Source organism: Streptomyces sp. NPDC096105 (assembly GCF_044763335.1).
Classification (GTDB): domain Bacteria; phylum Actinomycetota; class Actinomycetes; order Streptomycetales; family Streptomycetaceae; genus Streptomyces.
In genome coordinates this window covers 539,719-554,217 of record NZ_JBIWGC010000002.1, presented here as the reverse complement: position 1 = coordinate 554,217, position 14,499 = coordinate 539,719, and the positions used below count along the sequence as shown (strand labels likewise).

Annotated in this window: 14 protein-coding genes; 7 read left to right on the top strand and 7 right to left on the bottom strand. The window is 72.6% G+C overall.

What is annotated here, in order from left to right:
- Positions 1-182 precede the first annotated feature (182 nt).
- The 5 genes from folP to ACIQ8B_RS05345 all read left to right on the top strand — a co-directional run bounded on the left by folP (position 183) and on the right by ACIQ8B_RS05345 (position 3,354).
- A complete protein-coding gene (gene folP / locus ACIQ8B_RS05365) occupies positions 183-1,091 on the top strand; it encodes a dihydropteroate synthase (protein ID WP_106413126.1) in 909 nt (302 codons plus the stop codon).
- Complete coding sequence (locus ACIQ8B_RS05360; protein ID WP_106413127.1) at positions 1,088-1,591, top strand: nuclear transport factor 2 family protein; 504 nt, start codon at positions 1,088-1,090, stop codon at positions 1,589-1,591. The genes folP and ACIQ8B_RS05360 overlap by 4 nt, the downstream gene beginning before the upstream one ends.
- Before the next feature lie 251 nt (positions 1,592-1,842).
- Positions 1,843-2,202, top strand: a complete 360-nt coding sequence (folB, locus tag ACIQ8B_RS05355; protein ID WP_106413128.1) for a dihydroneopterin aldolase — start codon at positions 1,843-1,845, stop codon at positions 2,200-2,202.
- Positions 2,199-2,810 (top strand): 2-amino-4-hydroxy-6-hydroxymethyldihydropteridine diphosphokinase, encoded by a 612-nt coding sequence (gene folK / locus ACIQ8B_RS05350; RefSeq protein ID WP_403545420.1) that lies wholly within the window; start codon positions 2,199-2,201, stop codon positions 2,808-2,810. The genes folB and folK overlap by 4 nt, the downstream gene beginning before the upstream one ends.
- 55 nt (positions 2,811-2,865) lie before the next feature.
- Positions 2,866-3,354: a DUF3180 domain-containing protein gene (locus tag ACIQ8B_RS05345; RefSeq protein ID WP_106413130.1), complete on the top strand. Its 489-nt coding sequence runs from the start codon at positions 2,866-2,868 to the stop codon at positions 3,352-3,354.
- A 63-nt stretch (positions 3,355-3,417) separates the two neighbouring features.
- Here the strand turns inward: ACIQ8B_RS05345 and folE are convergent, their stop codons facing one another.
- The 6 genes from folE to dacB all read right to left on the bottom strand — a co-directional run bounded on the left by folE (position 3,418) and on the right by dacB (position 11,170).
- On the bottom strand, positions 3,418-4,023 hold the full coding sequence (gene folE / locus ACIQ8B_RS05340) for a GTP cyclohydrolase I FolE (protein ID WP_290005403.1): 606 nt from the start codon (positions 4,021-4,023) through the stop codon (positions 3,418-3,420).
- A gap of 139 nt (positions 4,024-4,162) precedes the next feature.
- Positions 4,163-6,202 (bottom strand): ATP-dependent zinc metalloprotease FtsH, encoded by a 2,040-nt coding sequence (gene ftsH, locus ACIQ8B_RS05335; protein WP_403545417.1) that lies wholly within the window; start codon positions 6,200-6,202, stop codon positions 4,163-4,165.
- Positions 6,203-6,390: 188 nt separating this feature from the next.
- Positions 6,391-6,951, bottom strand: a complete 561-nt coding sequence (hpt, locus tag ACIQ8B_RS05330) for a hypoxanthine phosphoribosyltransferase (RefSeq protein WP_037933814.1) — start codon at positions 6,949-6,951, stop codon at positions 6,391-6,393.
- Between the two features lie 68 nt (positions 6,952-7,019).
- Entirely contained in the window at positions 7,020-8,099 is a 1,080-nt protein-coding gene (tilS, locus tag ACIQ8B_RS05325; RefSeq protein ID WP_106413133.1) for a tRNA lysidine(34) synthetase TilS, read from the bottom strand.
- Positions 8,100-8,293: 194 nt separating this feature from the next.
- Positions 8,294-9,394 carry a zinc-dependent metalloprotease gene (locus tag ACIQ8B_RS05320; protein ID WP_198602720.1) on the bottom strand — a complete coding sequence of 367 codons (1,101 nt, stop codon included), beginning with the start codon at positions 9,392-9,394 and terminating at the stop codon, positions 8,294-8,296.
- A gap of 177 nt (positions 9,395-9,571) precedes the next feature.
- Positions 9,572-11,170 (bottom strand): D-alanyl-D-alanine carboxypeptidase/D-alanyl-D-alanine-endopeptidase, encoded by a 1,599-nt coding sequence (gene dacB, locus ACIQ8B_RS05315; RefSeq protein WP_403545414.1) that lies wholly within the window; start codon positions 11,168-11,170, stop codon positions 9,572-9,574.
- Positions 11,171-11,249: 79 nt separating this feature from the next.
- Here dacB and ACIQ8B_RS05310 point away from each other — a divergent pair, with 79 nt between their 5' ends.
- Both ACIQ8B_RS05310 and ACIQ8B_RS05305 read left to right on the top strand, forming a co-directional pair.
- A complete protein-coding gene (locus tag ACIQ8B_RS05310) occupies positions 11,250-11,741 on the top strand; it encodes an inorganic diphosphatase (RefSeq protein WP_006132604.1) in 492 nt (163 codons plus the stop codon).
- Between the two features lie 131 nt (positions 11,742-11,872).
- The gene (locus ACIQ8B_RS05305; protein ID WP_290005398.1) at positions 11,873-13,567 is read left to right on the top strand and encodes a threonine/serine exporter ThrE family protein; all 1,695 of its coding nucleotides are present in this window, start codon (positions 11,873-11,875) and stop codon (positions 13,565-13,567) included.
- A 29-nt stretch (positions 13,568-13,596) separates the two neighbouring features.
- Here the strand turns inward: ACIQ8B_RS05305 and ACIQ8B_RS05300 are convergent, their stop codons facing one another.
- Positions 13,597-14,475, bottom strand: coding sequence for a DedA family protein (locus tag ACIQ8B_RS05300; protein WP_403545412.1), 879 nt, complete (start codon positions 14,473-14,475; stop codon positions 13,597-13,599).
- Between the last annotated feature and the right edge of the window lie 24 nt (positions 14,476-14,499).

Genomic DNA, 14,499 nt, shown 5'->3' with positions numbered 1-14,499 from the left:
AGATCCGCTTGTCCCCCTCCCGCCGGGAACCCCGTTTCCGGCCCTTTCCCGCTCTCCCCGGTCCTCCGCGCGCCCCCTCACGGCAATGCGGCCCGAAAGGCTCCGCCAATCCCCGCCGCCGCGTTTCCCGCGCGCCGGGCCCGCGCGGCACCGCGCGCCCTCCCGGGGCCTACGCTGAACGTATGAGCAATCACAGCGGACGCCGCCAGGTCGCGGGCCTCCCCCACTGGGACCGGTGCGCGGTCATGGGAGTCGTGAACGTCACCCCCGACTCCTTCTCCGACGGCGGCCGCTGGTTCGACACCACGACGGCCGTCAAGCACGGCCTCGACCTGGTCGCGCAGGGCGCCGACCTGGTGGACGTCGGCGGCGAGTCCACCCGCCCCGGCGCCACCCGCGTCGACGAGGCCGAGGAGCTCAGGCGCGTCATCCCGGTGGTCCGGGGCCTCGCCGCGGAGGGCGTCACCGTCTCCGTCGACACTATGCGCGCCTCCGTCGCCGAGCAGTCGCTCGCGGCCGGCGCCGCCCTGGTCAACGACGTCAGCGGCGGCCTCGCCGATCCCGCCATGATCGGCGTCGTCGCCGCCGCCGAAGCCCCGTTCGTCGTCATGCACTGGCGCGGCTTCCTGGAGGGCGACACCGTCCGGGGCGTGTACCACGACGTGGTCACCGAGGTCGCCGACGAGCTCCACGCGCGCGTGGAGGCCGTCCTGGAGGGCGGCATCGCCCCCGACCGCGTGATCGTCGACCCCGGCCTCGGCTTCTCCAAGGACGCCGAGCACGACCTCGCGCTGCTCGCCCGCCTCGACCGCCTCCTGGGCCTCGGCCGCCCCCTCCTGGTCGCCGCGTCCCGCAAGCGGTTCCTCGGCCGGGTGCTGGCGGGCCCCGGCGCCCCGCCCCCGCCCGCCCGCGAACGCGACGCGGCCACCGCGGCCGTCTCCGCCCTGGCGGCCCGGGCGGGCGCCTGGGCGGTGCGCGTGCACGACGTCCGGGCCAGCGCCGACGCCGTACGGGTCGTCCGCGCGATAGCCGCGGCGTGCCCCGACGACGCGTCCCCGTCCCCCGAGCACGGTGCGGAAGGAGCCCGGTGACCGCACCCCACACCGACGTCGAGCAGGTCGAGGCCGCCAACACCGCCTTCTACGAGGCACTGGAGAGGGGCGACTTCGAAGAGGTCGCGTCGGCCTGGCTCACCCCCGCCGACCTCGGCGTCGACGAGTCGTACCACGACCCGGCCGACACCGGCGTGGTCTCCTGCGTCCACCCCGGCTGGCCGGTGCTCACCGGACGCGGCGAGGTGCTCCGGTCGTACGCGCTGATCATGGCGAACACCGACTACATCCAGTTCTTCCTCACCGACGTGCACGTCTCCGTCACCGGTGACACCGCCGTGGTGACCTGCACGGAGAACATCCTCAGCGGCGGTCCCGCCCCCGAGGACGGGGAGGAGCTGGGACCGCTGGTCGGGCAGCTCGTCGTCGCCACCAACGTGTACCGGCGCACCCCGTCCGGCTGGAAGCTCTGGTCCCACCACGCCTCCCCCGTCCTCGCCGAGGAGGACGACGCCGAGGACGACGAGACGCCGCCGTGACCCGTACGCACGGACCCGGCGGCCCCCGGGACGTGGCGCGGAACCCACCCCGCCCGCCACGGCCGCCCCACCGGCCCGTGAGCGCCCCGCCCCCGCTGGGCAGACGTACAGGGAGGACGGTGACCCCGTCCGGCGGTCGCCGCCCCGGACCGCCGGGGCCGGCGCCCGCCGCGGGTAGATTCGAGGCCGGGCCGGTGTGCCGTCCGCAAGGGCACCGACCGGCCGGACCGACGACAGCAGGAGTGATTCGTGTGGATCGTGTCGCGCTGCGCGGCCTGAGGGCCCGCGGGTACCACGGTGTGTTCCCGAAGGAGCGCGAGGAGGGCCAGACCTTCCTCGTGGACCTCGTCCTCGGCCTGGACACCCGCCCGGCCGCCGCCGACGACGACCTGACGAAGACCGTGCACTACGGCATCGTGGCGGAGGAGGTGGTGGCCGTCGTCGAGGGCGAGCCCGTCAACCTCGTCGAGACCCTCGCCGAGCGCATCGCCCAGGTCTGCCTGAAGCACGACGTCGTACGGGAGGTCGAGGTCTGCGTCCACAAGCCGGACGCGCCGATCACCGTGCCCTTCGACGACGTGACCGTCACCATCACCCGGAGCCGCGTATGACCAGGCCGTCCACCACGGGCCACACCGACCCGACCGTCCAGCCCGTCCCCGCCTCCGTGGTCGAGCAGGTGGACGCCGCCGACGCCACGCTGCAGAACCCCCGACAGGCCGTGGTCTCCCTCGGCGCCAACCTGGGCAACCGCCTGGAGACCCTCCAGGGGGCCGTGGACGCCCTGGAGGACACCCCGGGCATCCGGGTCAAGGCGGTCTCCCCCGTGTACGAGACGGAGCCGTGGGGCGTCGAGCCCGGCAGCCAGCCGTCCTACTTCAACGCGGTCGCCGTGCTGAGGACCACCCTGCCGCCGTCCTCCCTGCTGGAGCGCGCCCAGGCGGTCGAGGAGGCCTTCCACCGCGTCCGGGACGAGCGCTGGGGCCCGCGCACCCTGGACGTCGACATCGTCTCCTACGCCGGCCTCCACTCCGACGACCCGCGGCTCACCCTCCCGCACCCGCGCGCCCACGAGCGCGCCTTCGTACTCGCCCCCTGGCTCGACATCGAGCCCGCCGCGGAGCTCCCGGGACACGGCCCGGTGGCCGGCCTGCTGGACGCGGTCACCCGGGAAGGCGTCACGCCGCGCGCCGACCTGGAACTCCGGCTGCCCGAGTAGCCGTTAAGGTCGAGGACGGCCAGGGCCACCGGCCCGGGGAACGCGAAGGGACACCGTGAAAGAGCTGCGCATCAGGGTGCTGGCCGGCGTCTTCGTCGTCGCCGGCGTCCTGTCCTGGGCCGGGGCCCGCCTGTGGAACGCGGTGGGGACCCTCCCGAGCGTGCCCGTGGCCGCGCCCGTCGTCCTCGCCCTGATCGCCGTGGTCCTGGCGGCCACCGCGCTCTCCCTGCGCGCCCGGCTCAAGGCCCAGCGCGAGCGCCGGCCCGACGCCAAGGGCGTCGACCCGCTGATGGCGGCGCGTGCGGTGGTCTTCGGACAGTCCAGCGCGCTGGTGGCGTCCCTCGTCGCCGGCCTCTACGGCGGCACGTTCGTCGTGCTGCTGGGGTCCCTGGACGTCCCCGCCCGCCGCGACCAGGCCATCTACGCCGGGTTCTCCGTGGTGGCCGGCATCGCCGTCATAGCGGCGGCCATCTTCCTGGAGCGCGTCTGCAGGCTCCCGGACGACGAGGACGACGACACCCCGGGCACGGCCCCGGCGAGCTGAAGCGCCGCACGCGCAAGGGGGCACGGTCCGGGCGGACCGTGCCCCCTTGCGCCGTCCGCGGGCTCAGCGCGCCATGATCAGGCTCATCGCCTCGTTACGGGTCGCCGCGTCCCGCAGCTGGCCCCGCACCGCCGAGGTGATCGTCTTGGCGCCGGGCTTGCGGATGCCCCGCATCGACATGCACATGTGCTCGCACTCCACGACCGCGATGACGCCGCGCGGCTCCAGGATCTCCATCAGGGAGTCCGCGATCTGCGTGGTGAGTCGTTCCTGCACCTGCGGGCGCCGGGCGTAGACGTCCACGAGCCGGGCCAGCTTGGAGAGGCCGGTGATCTTCCCGCTGGTCGACGGGATGTACCCGACGTGCGCCACGCCCCGGAACGGCACCAGGTGGTGCTCACAGGTCGAGTACACCTCGATGTCCTTGACCAGCACCATCTCGTCGTGGCCGAGGTCGAAGGTCGTCGTCAGCACGTCCTCGGGCTTCTGCCACAGCCCCGCGAAGATCTCCCGGTACGCCCTCGCCACGCGCGCCGGCGTCTCCTGCAGGCCCTCACGGTCCGGGTCCTCGCCCACCGCGATCAGCAGCTCGCGCACGGCGTTCCGCGCCCGCTCCTCGTCGAACTCACCGATGGGGGCTATGCCGTCCAGCGTCACGGGGTCGGTCATGGATGCCTCGTTCCTGTGCCTGCACGCGTGACGGGCACGCGTCTCGAACCGCGGGTTACGCAAAATGCCGCGCCCCCAGGCTAGAACCAGGGGGACGCGGCATCCATTCCGGGCCCGCAGGGGCTCCGGGAGCCTCGGATCAGCTCTCGGGGCGCTCCTCCGGGGTCCGCTCCGGCTGCGGAGCGGAGTCCGTCGTGGCGGTCTTCGCGGTGGAGATGGCCGGCGTGGCGCCGTTCGCCCCGTTCGTCAGGGCCAGCTCCTTGGGGGAGAGGACCGGCGGGCGGGTGGACGGCGTACGGCGCGAGGAACCGGTCCAGGCGGGCCTGGGCGGGCGCTTCACGATCGGCGCGAAGATCTCGGCGATCTCCTCCTTGCCCAGCGTCTCCTTCTCCAGGAGGGCCAGGACCAGGTTGTCGAGGACGTCGCGGTTCTCGACGAGGATCTCCCACGCCTCGTTGTGCGCGGTCTCGATGAGCTTCTTGACCTCTTCGTCGACCAGCGCGGCGACCTCTTCCGAGTAGTCGCGCTGGTGAGCCATCTCACGGCCGAGGAACGGCTCCGAGTTGTCGCCGCCGAACTTGATGGCGCCGAGCCGCTCGGTCATGCCGTACTGCGTGACCATCGCGCGGGCCAGGCCGGTGGCCTTCTCGATGTCGTTGGCGGCGCCGGTGGTCGGGTCGTGGAAGACCAGCTCCTCCGCCGCGCGGCCGCCCAGCATGTACGCCAGCTGGTCCAGCATCTCGTTGCGCGTGGTGGAGTACTTGTCCTCGTCCGGCAGGACCATGGTGTAGCCGAGGGCGCGGCCCCTCGACAGGATGGTGATCTTGTGGACCGGGTCGGAGTTCGGTGAGGCCGCCGCGACCAGGGCGTGTCCGCCCTCGTGGTACGCGGTGATCTTCTTCTCCTTGTCGGACATGATCCGGGTCCGCTTCTGCGGGCCCGCGACGACGCGGTCGATCGCCTCGTCGAGCATCTTGTTGTCGATCAGCTTCTGGTCGCTGCGCGCGGTGAGCAGCGCGGCCTCGTTCAGCACGTTGGCCAGGTCCGCACCGGTCATGCCGGGGGTGCGCCGGGCGACGGCGCCGAGGTCGACGTCCGGGGCGACCGGCTTGCCCTTCTGGTGCACCTTGAGGATCTCGAGGCGGCCCTGCATGTCCGGGCGGTCCACCGCGATCTGGCGGTCGAAGCGGCCGGGACGCAGCAGCGCCGGGTCGAGGATGTCCGGGCGGTTGGTGGCGGCGATGAGGATCACGCCGCCCTTGACGTCGAACCCGTCCATCTCGACGAGCAGCTGGTTCAGCGTCTGCTCGCGCTCGTCGTGACCACCGCCGAGGCCGGCGCCGCGGTGGCGGCCGACCGCGTCGATCTCGTCGACGAAGACGATCGCCGGGGCGTTCGCCTTGGCCTGCTCGAACAGGTCACGGACACGGGAGGCGCCGACACCGACGAACATCTCGACGAAGTCGGAGCCGGAGATCGAGTAGAACGGGACGCCCGCCTCGCCCGCGACGGCGCGCGCGAGCAGGGTCTTGCCGGTGCCGGGCGGGCCGTAGAGCAGCACGCCCTTGGGGATCTTGGCGCCCACGGCCTGGAACTTCGCCGGCTCCTGCAGGAACTCCTTGATCTCGTGGAGCTCCTCGACGGCCTCCTCGGAGCCCGCGACGTCGGCGAACGTCGTCTTCGGGGTGTCCTTGGTGATGAGCTTCGCCTTGGACTTCCCGAAATTCATGACGCGGGAGCCGCCGCCCTGCATCTGGTTCATCAGGAACAGGAAGACGACCACGATGAGGACGAAGGGGAGCAGGGACAGCAGAATGCTCACGAAGGGGTTCTGCTTCGACGGCGAGACCGTGTAGCCGTCAGGGATCTGCTCGTTCTGGAATTTGTCCTGCAGCGTGCTGGCGATGGTGACGCCCTGGTCGCCGATGTAGCTCGCCTGGATCTTCGAGCTGCCCTCGACCTCCTGGCCGTCCTTGAGCTGGACCTTGATGGTCTGCTCGTCGCCGGTGGTCAGCTTGGCCGACTCGACCTTGTTCTCATTGATCGCCTGGACGACCTGGCCCGTGTCCACCGTCTTGTAGCCGCCGGACGAGCCGACGACCTGCATCAACACGACCACGGCAAGGACGGCCAGCACGATCCACATGACCGGCCCACGGAAGTATCGCTTCACGTCCATCCATACGGAGCGGTGCCGCCCCGTCCCTCCTGCCATAGTGAGTTTGATAAAGGCTGTTCTTCGGACGGTACCCCAGCATCGGCCCCCGACGCTGCGAGGGACGGCCGGCAATGGCGTCCACGCATGCTCCAACGCCACGGAGCCCGCCGGGGTTCCCGATCATGTACGGCGGCCGGGCCGCCGTACGTTCACCCGCCGTAGACGTGGGGCGCGAGCGTCCCGACGAACGGCAGGTTGCGGTACTTCTCCGCGTAGTCCAGGCCGTAGCCGACGACGAACTCGTTGGGGATGTCGAAACCGACCCATTCGACGTCGATGGCGACCTTGGCGGCCTCGGGCTTGCGCAGCAGCGTGCACACCTTGAGGGAGGCGGGCTCGCGCGAGCCGAGGTTGGAGATCAGCCAGGACAGGGTCAGTCCGGAGTCGATGATGTCCTCGACGATCAGGACGTGCCGGCCCTTGATGTCGGTGTCGAGGTCCTTGAGGATCCGCACCACGCCGGAGGACTGCGTGCCCGCCCCGTACGAGGACACGGCCATCCAGTCCATCGTGACGGGGGTGGACAGCGCCCGGGCGAGGTCGGCCATCACCATCACCGCGCCCTTCAGCACGCCGACGATCAGGAGATCCTTGCCCGCGTACTCCGCGTCGATCTTCGCCGCGAGCTCCACCAGCTTGGCGTCGATCTCTTCCTTGGTGATGAGCACCTTCTCGAGGTCGGCACCCATGTCTTTCGCGTCCACCCGCATCACTTTCGGTCGTCCCACCGGCCGGTCCGGTCCGCCCCGCGACTCGTACGGGTCGGTGGGGTCCGGAATCAGCCCTGCCGAATCACCAGTCTGCCACCCTGCCGGCGGGCGACGACCCGGCCGGGGAGATTGATGGCCCCCTGGCCGCGCCAGCCGGTGATCAGCCGGTCGACCTCCTCGATGTGGCGGGCGAACAGCGACCCGGCCGGGGCGCCGGCCTCGATGGCGGCCCGGCGCAGCACCCGGCGGCGCACGGCGGGCGGCAGGTCGTGCAGGGCGGCGCACTCCAGGCGGCCGTCGGCGTCGCGGACGCCGGCCGCGGCCTTCCCGGCCCAGGCGTCGAGGGCGTCGGCGTCGTCACGGGAGAGCTGGGCCGTACGGGCGAGGGCCTCGACGACGCCCTTGCCGAGGGCCTTCTCCAGGGCGGGCAGGCCCTCGTGGCGCAGCCGGGAGCGGGTGTAGGCGGGGTCGGCGTTGTGCGGGTCGTCCCAGACGGGCAGGGACTGGACCATGCAGGCCGTGCGGGCGGTCTGCCGGTCGAGCTGGAGGAAGGGGCGCCGGTAACGGCCGTCGGCCCCCGAGACCGCGGCCATGCCGGACAGGGAGCGGATGCCGGAGCCGCGGGCGAGGCCCAGCAGCACGGTCTCGGCCTGGTCGTCACGGGTGTGGCCGAGCAGGACGGCGGCGGCGCGATGGCGCTCGGCGGCGGCGTCGAGAGCGGCGTAGCGGGCGTCCCGGGCGGCGGCCTCGGGGCCGCCCGTCCCTCCTCCCCCGCCACCCCGGTAGGAGGCGCTGTGCGCCACCCGCGTCTCGCGGCCGACGGTGACGGCGACCGACTCGACGGGGTCCAGACCGAGGTCGCGCAGCCGGGCGGCGACCTCGGCGGCGCGCAGGTCGGAGCCCGCCTGGAGGCCGTGGTCGACGGTGACGCCGCCGGCGCGCAGGCCGGCGCGGGGGGCTTCGAAGGCGAGGGCGGAGGCGAGCGCCATGGAGTCGGCGCCGCCGGAGCAGGCCACGAGCACGAGCGGGGAGGAGGACCGCTCGTCGGGCGTGAGGCGGCCGGGCGTCCGGCCGTGTTCGGCGAGGATGTCGTTCAGGACGCGGCGGACCGCCAGGCGTATCGCCGCGACCGCAGGATGGGGACCCATGTCCGGTTCCCTTCGATGATGTTCCGGGGGGGTTGAGCCCGAGGGACGGTCACGCAGAGTGTGTAGATGGTGACAGAACCGGGCCGTTCCCCGAGCATCGCACGCCTGCCGGAGACTCACGGTCCCTCGGACGGGTGATTGGCGGGGCGTCCGTCTGCCGTCGCCGGACGTCCTGTGCGACGGGGGCGCGGTGGTCACGCCTCCGGTTTGCGGTGCACCCGGGTGATCCAGTCCGCCGGTTTGCCGATCTCCGCCTTGGTGGGGAGCGTGTTGGGCGAGGTCCACACCCGGTTGAAGCCCTCCATGCCGACCTCGTCCACGACCGCGCGGACGAAGCGCTCGCCGTCGCGGTACTGGCGGAGCTTGGCGTCCAGGCCGAGCAGCTTGCGCAGCGCCATGTCCAGCCGGGAGGCGCCCTGGGCGCGGCGCTGCTGGAACTTCTCGCGGATCTCGGCGACGCTCGGCACGACCTCGGGCCCCACGCCGTCCATGACGTAGTCGGCGTGGCCCTCCAGCAGCGACATCACGGCGGTGAGCCGGCCGAGGATCTCGCGCTGGGCGGGGGTCTGCACGATCTCCACGAGGGAGCGCCCGTCGTCGCCCTCCTCGCCCTCGGGACGCCCGCCGACCAGCGACTGCGCGGCCTCGCGCACCCGCTCCAGCACGGTCATGGGGTCGACGTCGGTCTCGCTCAGGAACGCCTGGATCTCGCCCTCCAGGTGGTCCCGCAGCCAGGGCACGGCGGTGAACTGGGTGCGGTGGGTCTCCTCGTGGAGCGTCACCCACAGGCGGAAGTCGTGCGGCTCCACGTCGAGTTCGCGCTCGACGTGGACGATGTTGGGGGCGACGAGGAGCAGCCGTCCGCCGCCGCCCGCGCCGGCCGGGAGGTCCCGGGTCGCGGGGGCGAAGGTCTCGTACTGGCCGAGGACGCGGGAGGCGAGGAAGGACAGCAGCACGCCCAGTTCCACGCCGGTGACCTTGCCGCCGACCGCGCCCATGACCAGGGTGCCGGGGCTCGTGCCGCGCCGTTCCTGCATCTTGTCGAGCAGGGGTTTGAGCAGTTCGCGGAAGCCGGCGACGTTGGCCCTCACCCAGCCGGGGCGGTCCACCACGAGGAGGGGCGTGTCATGGGTCTCGGGCGTGCCGAGACCGGTGAAACCGCGGACGTGTTCCTCCGCGGACCGCGCGTGGCGGCGGAGCTCCGCGACGACGGCGCGGGCCTCGTCCCGGCTCACGTCTGGGCCCGGCCGCATGAGCCTGGTCGCGGTCGCGACCGCGAGGTTCCAGTCGACCATGCCGGATGAGGCGGCGCCACCGATGCTCGTCATGTGTCAACGGTACGTGAGGGGTGGGGAAACGGGCAGATCCTCACAGCCCGCGGCTGTGCGACGCCCCTCCGGGGGTGCGGGGAACCGCGCGGACAGGGGCGTCGTCGTCCCGCGTCCCCGGGAAGCGCGGCCTCCGCACGTGCCCTAGGGAGTGCGGCAGCCGCACGTCGCCAAAGCCGACGCGGCCTTGTCCAAGGCCGTCTGGGCCGCGTCCGGGCCCGTCGTGCCGTTGGCGAGGAAGGCGAAGGCCAGGAGGCGGCCGTCGCGGTCGACGACCGTGCCGGCCAGGGTGTTGACACCGGTGAGGGTGCCGGTCTTGGCGCGGACGACGCCGGACGCCCCCTCGGCGTAGCGGCCGGAGAGGGTGCCGGTGAAGCCGGCGACGGGCAGGCCGGTGAGGGCGGGGCGGAGCTCCGGGTGGGCGGGGTCGCCGGCCTTGACGAGGAGGGCGGTGAGCAGGTCGGCGGTGAGCCGGCCGTCGCGGTCGAGGCCGCTGCCGTCCTTGATCCGGACGCCCTTCACCGGGAGCCTCAGCTGCTTGAGGCGGGCGGTGACCGCCGCCCCCGCGCCGGCGAAGTCGGCCGGCCTGCCGGTGGCCAGGGCGGTGTGCCGGGCGAGCGCCTCGGCGAGGTCGTTGTCGCTGTGGGTCAGCATGCGCTCGACGAGCGAGGCGAGCGGCGGCGAGGAGACCACCCCGAGGGTGGCGGCGCGCGTGGTGGACTTCGACGGGCCGGGCGGCGTGGCCGTGATCCCGTGCTCCTTCAGCAGGTCGCCGAACCGGCGGGCGGCGTCGGCCGCGGGGTCGGCGACGCGCGGGGCGGGCCCGCTGGTGGAGTCGTCGGCGCGGCCCTCGTCGGCCATCAGCGGGGTGACGGCGGCGAGGTTGGGGTTGACCCCGATCGGGTGGGCCGTGCCGCCCTTGTAGAGGGTCGTGTCGTACGACAGCGTCACCTTGCGCACGCCCCGCTTGCCGAGGGCCGCCGCGGTGCGCGCGGCCAGGTCGCGCAGGCTCGCGGACCCCTTGGCGTTCTCGCGGGCGGTGAGCGTGGGGTCGCCGCCGCCGACCAGGACGACCTCCTTCGTGTCGGGTTCGTAGACGGTGCGGGTGGTGAGGCGGTGGTCGGGGCCCAGGGCGGACAGCGCGGCGACCGCGGTGGCGATCTTCGTGGTGGAGGCGGGGGTGAGCGCGTCCCCGGGGTCCGCGCCGTAGAGGCGGCGGCCGGTGGCGGCGTCGGCCACGGCGACGGAGCGGCGGCCCAGCGCCGGGTCCTTCAGCAGCGGGTCGAGGACGGCGGCGAGCGCCTTGCGGGTGGGCGCGGACCGCACGGCGGTGGCGGTGCCGCCGAGGCCGGTGAGCACGGACGGGGCGGGCGGGGCGGCCTGCGGTCCGCGCGGCGGGGTGCCGGCGTGCGCCCGGGCGCCGTCGTGATCTGTGCCACGCGCGGCTTCCACGGCCACGGCCCGGTCCCGCTCGGCCGTACGCTGACCCGAGGAGTCCCAGGGGCCGGCGGCGGTCGCCACTCCCGCGGCCAGCGCCAGACCGGCGGTGGCGGCGGTCGCGGTGTACCACCCGGTTCCGGGCCGTGCGACCCGTGGGGCCTGCGGTGATCCCGGCCGGCGCCACCGGGTGAGCCACGGCCCGGTGGCCGCGGCGACCCGTGCCAGACGCGGTCGGACGGCGGCCGCGATCCGCACGACGTGCGGTCCCGCGGCCCGCCAAGGCCTCAGCTCCGGCACGACCACCAGCCCCTTTCGCGATCACACATCTGCGTGAGGGACACTTAACCACCAGAACTATGTGCTGATCATGGAGGAGCGTCCGGTGGAGTTCGACGTCACGATCGAGATCCCGAAGGGTTCGCGGAACAAGTACGAGGTGGACCACGAGACGGGTCGGATCCGGCTGGACCGTCGGCTCTTCACCTCGACCGCCTACCCGACCGACTACGGCTTCGTCGAGAACACCCTCGGCGAGGACGGCGACCCGCTGGACGCGCTGGTCATCCTGGACGAGCCGACGTTCCCGGGCTGCCTCATCCGCTGCCGCGCCATCGGCATGTTCCGCATGACCGACGAGGCCGGCGGCGACGACAAGCTGCTGTGCGTCCCGTCGACGGACCCGCGCGTGGAGCACCTGCGCGACATCCACCACGTGTCGGAGTTCGACCGCCTGGAGATCCAGCACTTTTTCGAGGTCTACAAGGACCTGGAGCCGGGCAAGTCGGTCGAGGGCGCCAACTGGGTCGGCCGGGTCGACGCCGAGGCCGAGATCGAGCGGTCCTACAAGCGCTTCAAGGAGCAGGGCGGCCACTGAGCCCTCTCACCGCGAGACGCGACGACGGGCCGCACGCGCAGGCGTGCGGCCCGTCGTCGCTCTGCGTGCGCATACTGACGTGGCAGGGGGAAGACTGAGGGACGGTGTCGTCAGCAGGGAGAGAAAGGCACGTGAGGGACGCGGAGGACCGCAAGCCGCAGTCGGACGAGGCGAGGAACGCCTTCGCACCCCCTTCCGGTGCGGTGGCGCAGGCCGACAGCGAGTCGTCGACGACGTCCGAGTTCGCCCTCCCCGACGGGCTCGCCGTGCCGAAGCCCGGACCGGAGCCCGAGACCACCTCGGAATTCGCTGTTCCGGACGGTCTGGACGTCGCCCCGCCCCCGCCGGCCGAGCCGGAGGGTTCGGCGTTCAGCACGCCGAGGACGTACAGCGCCCGGCAGGCCGCCTCCTTCACCCCGCCGGCCGGCGTCCCGCTGATCCGGCTGACCAAGGACGTGCCCTGGCAGGACCGGATGCGCACGATGCTGCGCATGCCGGTGACCGAGCGGCCCGCCCCGGAGCCGGTGCACCGGCACGACGAGTCCGGCCCGGCCGTGCCGCGCGTGCTGGACCTGAGCCTGCGGATCGGGGAGCTGCTGCTGGCCGGCGGTGAGGGCGCCGAGGACGTGGAGGCGGCGATGTTCGCCGTGTGCCGCTCCTACGGCCTGGACCGCTGCGAGCCCAACGTCACCTTCACGCTGCTGGCGGTCTCCTACCAGCCGTCCCTGGTCGACGACCCGGTGACCGCCTCCCGCACGGTGCGCCGCCGCAGCCCCGACTACACCCGGCTGGCGGCCGTCTACCAGCTCGTGGACGACCTCAGCGACGACGAGACCCACGTGTCCCTGGAGGAGGCGTACCGGCGGCTGGCGGAGATCCGCCGCAACCGGCACCCCTACCCGGGCTGGGCCCTGACGGCCGCCAGCGGGCTGCTCGCCGGCTCCGCGTCGGTGCTGGTCGGCGGTCAGCTGCTGGTGTTCGTCGCGGCGGCCGTCGGCGCCATGCTCGGCGACCGGCTGGCCTGGCTGTGCGCCGGGCGCGGACTGCCGGAGTTCTACCAGTTCACGGTGGCGGCCATGCCGCCGGCCGCGATCGGGGTGGCGCTGACCCTGGCGCACGCGGACGTGAAGGCGTCCGCGGTGATCACCGGTGGACTCTTCGCGCTGCTGCCCGGACGGGCGCTGGTGGCGGGCGTGCAGGACGGTCTGACCGGCTTCTACATCACGGCGTCCGCGCGTCTGCTGGAGGTGCTGTACTTCTTCGTCGGCATCGTCATCGGCGTGCTGACGGTGCTGTACTTCGGCGTGCAGCTCGGCGCCAAGCTGGTCCCGGACGCGGCGCTCGTCGCGGACCCGCAGCCGGTGCTGCAGATCGCGGCGGCGCTCGGGCTGTCGTTCGCCTTCGCGGTGCTGCTCCAGCAGGAGCGGTCCACGGTGCTGACCGTGACGCTGAACGGCGGGGTCGCCTGGGTGGTGTTCGGGGCCATGCACTACACGGGCGGCATCTCGCCGGTGGCGGCCACGGCGGTGGCGGCCGGTGTGGTCGGCCTGTTCGGGCAGCTGCTGGCCCGCTACCGGTTCGCGTCCGCGCTGCCGTACACCACGGCCGCGATCGGGCCGCTGCTGCCCGGTTCCGCCACGTACTTCGGTCTGCTGGGCATCGCGCAGAACGAGGTGAACCGGGGTCTGACGTCGCTCACCAAGGCCGTGGCGCTGGCGATGGCCATCGCGATCGGGGTGAACCTCGGTTCGGAGATCTCCCGGCTGTTCCTGCGGATCGGCTCCGCGGAGAAGCGCCGGGCGGCGAAGCGGACGCGAGGCTTCTAGCCCGGCCGCGCCCGCCGCCCGGCGGGGGCTCAGTAGCCGCCGTTGTACGGCTGCTGCTGGTCGTAGCGCTGGTCGTTGCCGTACGGCTGCCGGTTCGGCTGCTGCTGGTAGCCGTTCGCGCCGCCGCCGTACGGCTGCTGCTGCGGGTAGCCGCCCTGGTTGCCGTAGTGCTGCGGAGCGGGCTGCTGGGGGGCGGCGGCCGGGGTGATGCGGCGCAGCTGGGTGGTGGCGTCGTCCATGACCGGCGGCTGCGGGTACGGCGCGGCGGCCGGGACCTCGGCGGCGGCGCGCTTCTTCTTGCCGCGCTCGCGCAGGTACTCGACGATGATCGGCACCACGGAGAGGAAGACGATCAGGATGAGGATCGTCTCGACGTTGTTCTTGATGAACGGGATCTGGCCGAGCCAGTAGCCGGCGACGGTGACGCCCGTGCCCCAGACGATGCCGCCGATGACGTTGTACGTGAGGAACGTGCGGTACTTCATCCGGCCGGCGCCGGCCACGATGGGCGCGAAGGTCCGCACGATGGGGACGAAGCGGGCCAGGACGATCGCCTTGGGCCCGTACTTCTCCATGAATTCGTGGGCCTTCTCCAGGTTCTCCTGCTTGAAGAGCTTGGAGTTGGGCCGGTTGAACAGCCGGGGCCCGAAGAACTTGCCGATCGTGTAGCCGACCTGGTCGCCGATCACGGCGGCGAGCACGATCAGCGTGCAGACCAGCCACAGCGGCTGGGTGATGTAGGTGCCCTCGGCCACGAAGAGTCCCGCCGTGAACAGCAGGGAGTCACCGGGCAGGAACGCGAAGAGTCCGGATTCCGCGAAGACGATCAGCAGGATGCCGGGGAGACTGAAGGTCTCGATGAGGTAGTCCGGGCTCAGCCACTCGGGGCCGAGCGCAAGCGTGGTCACGGGGATGTGGCTCCTGCAGCTGGG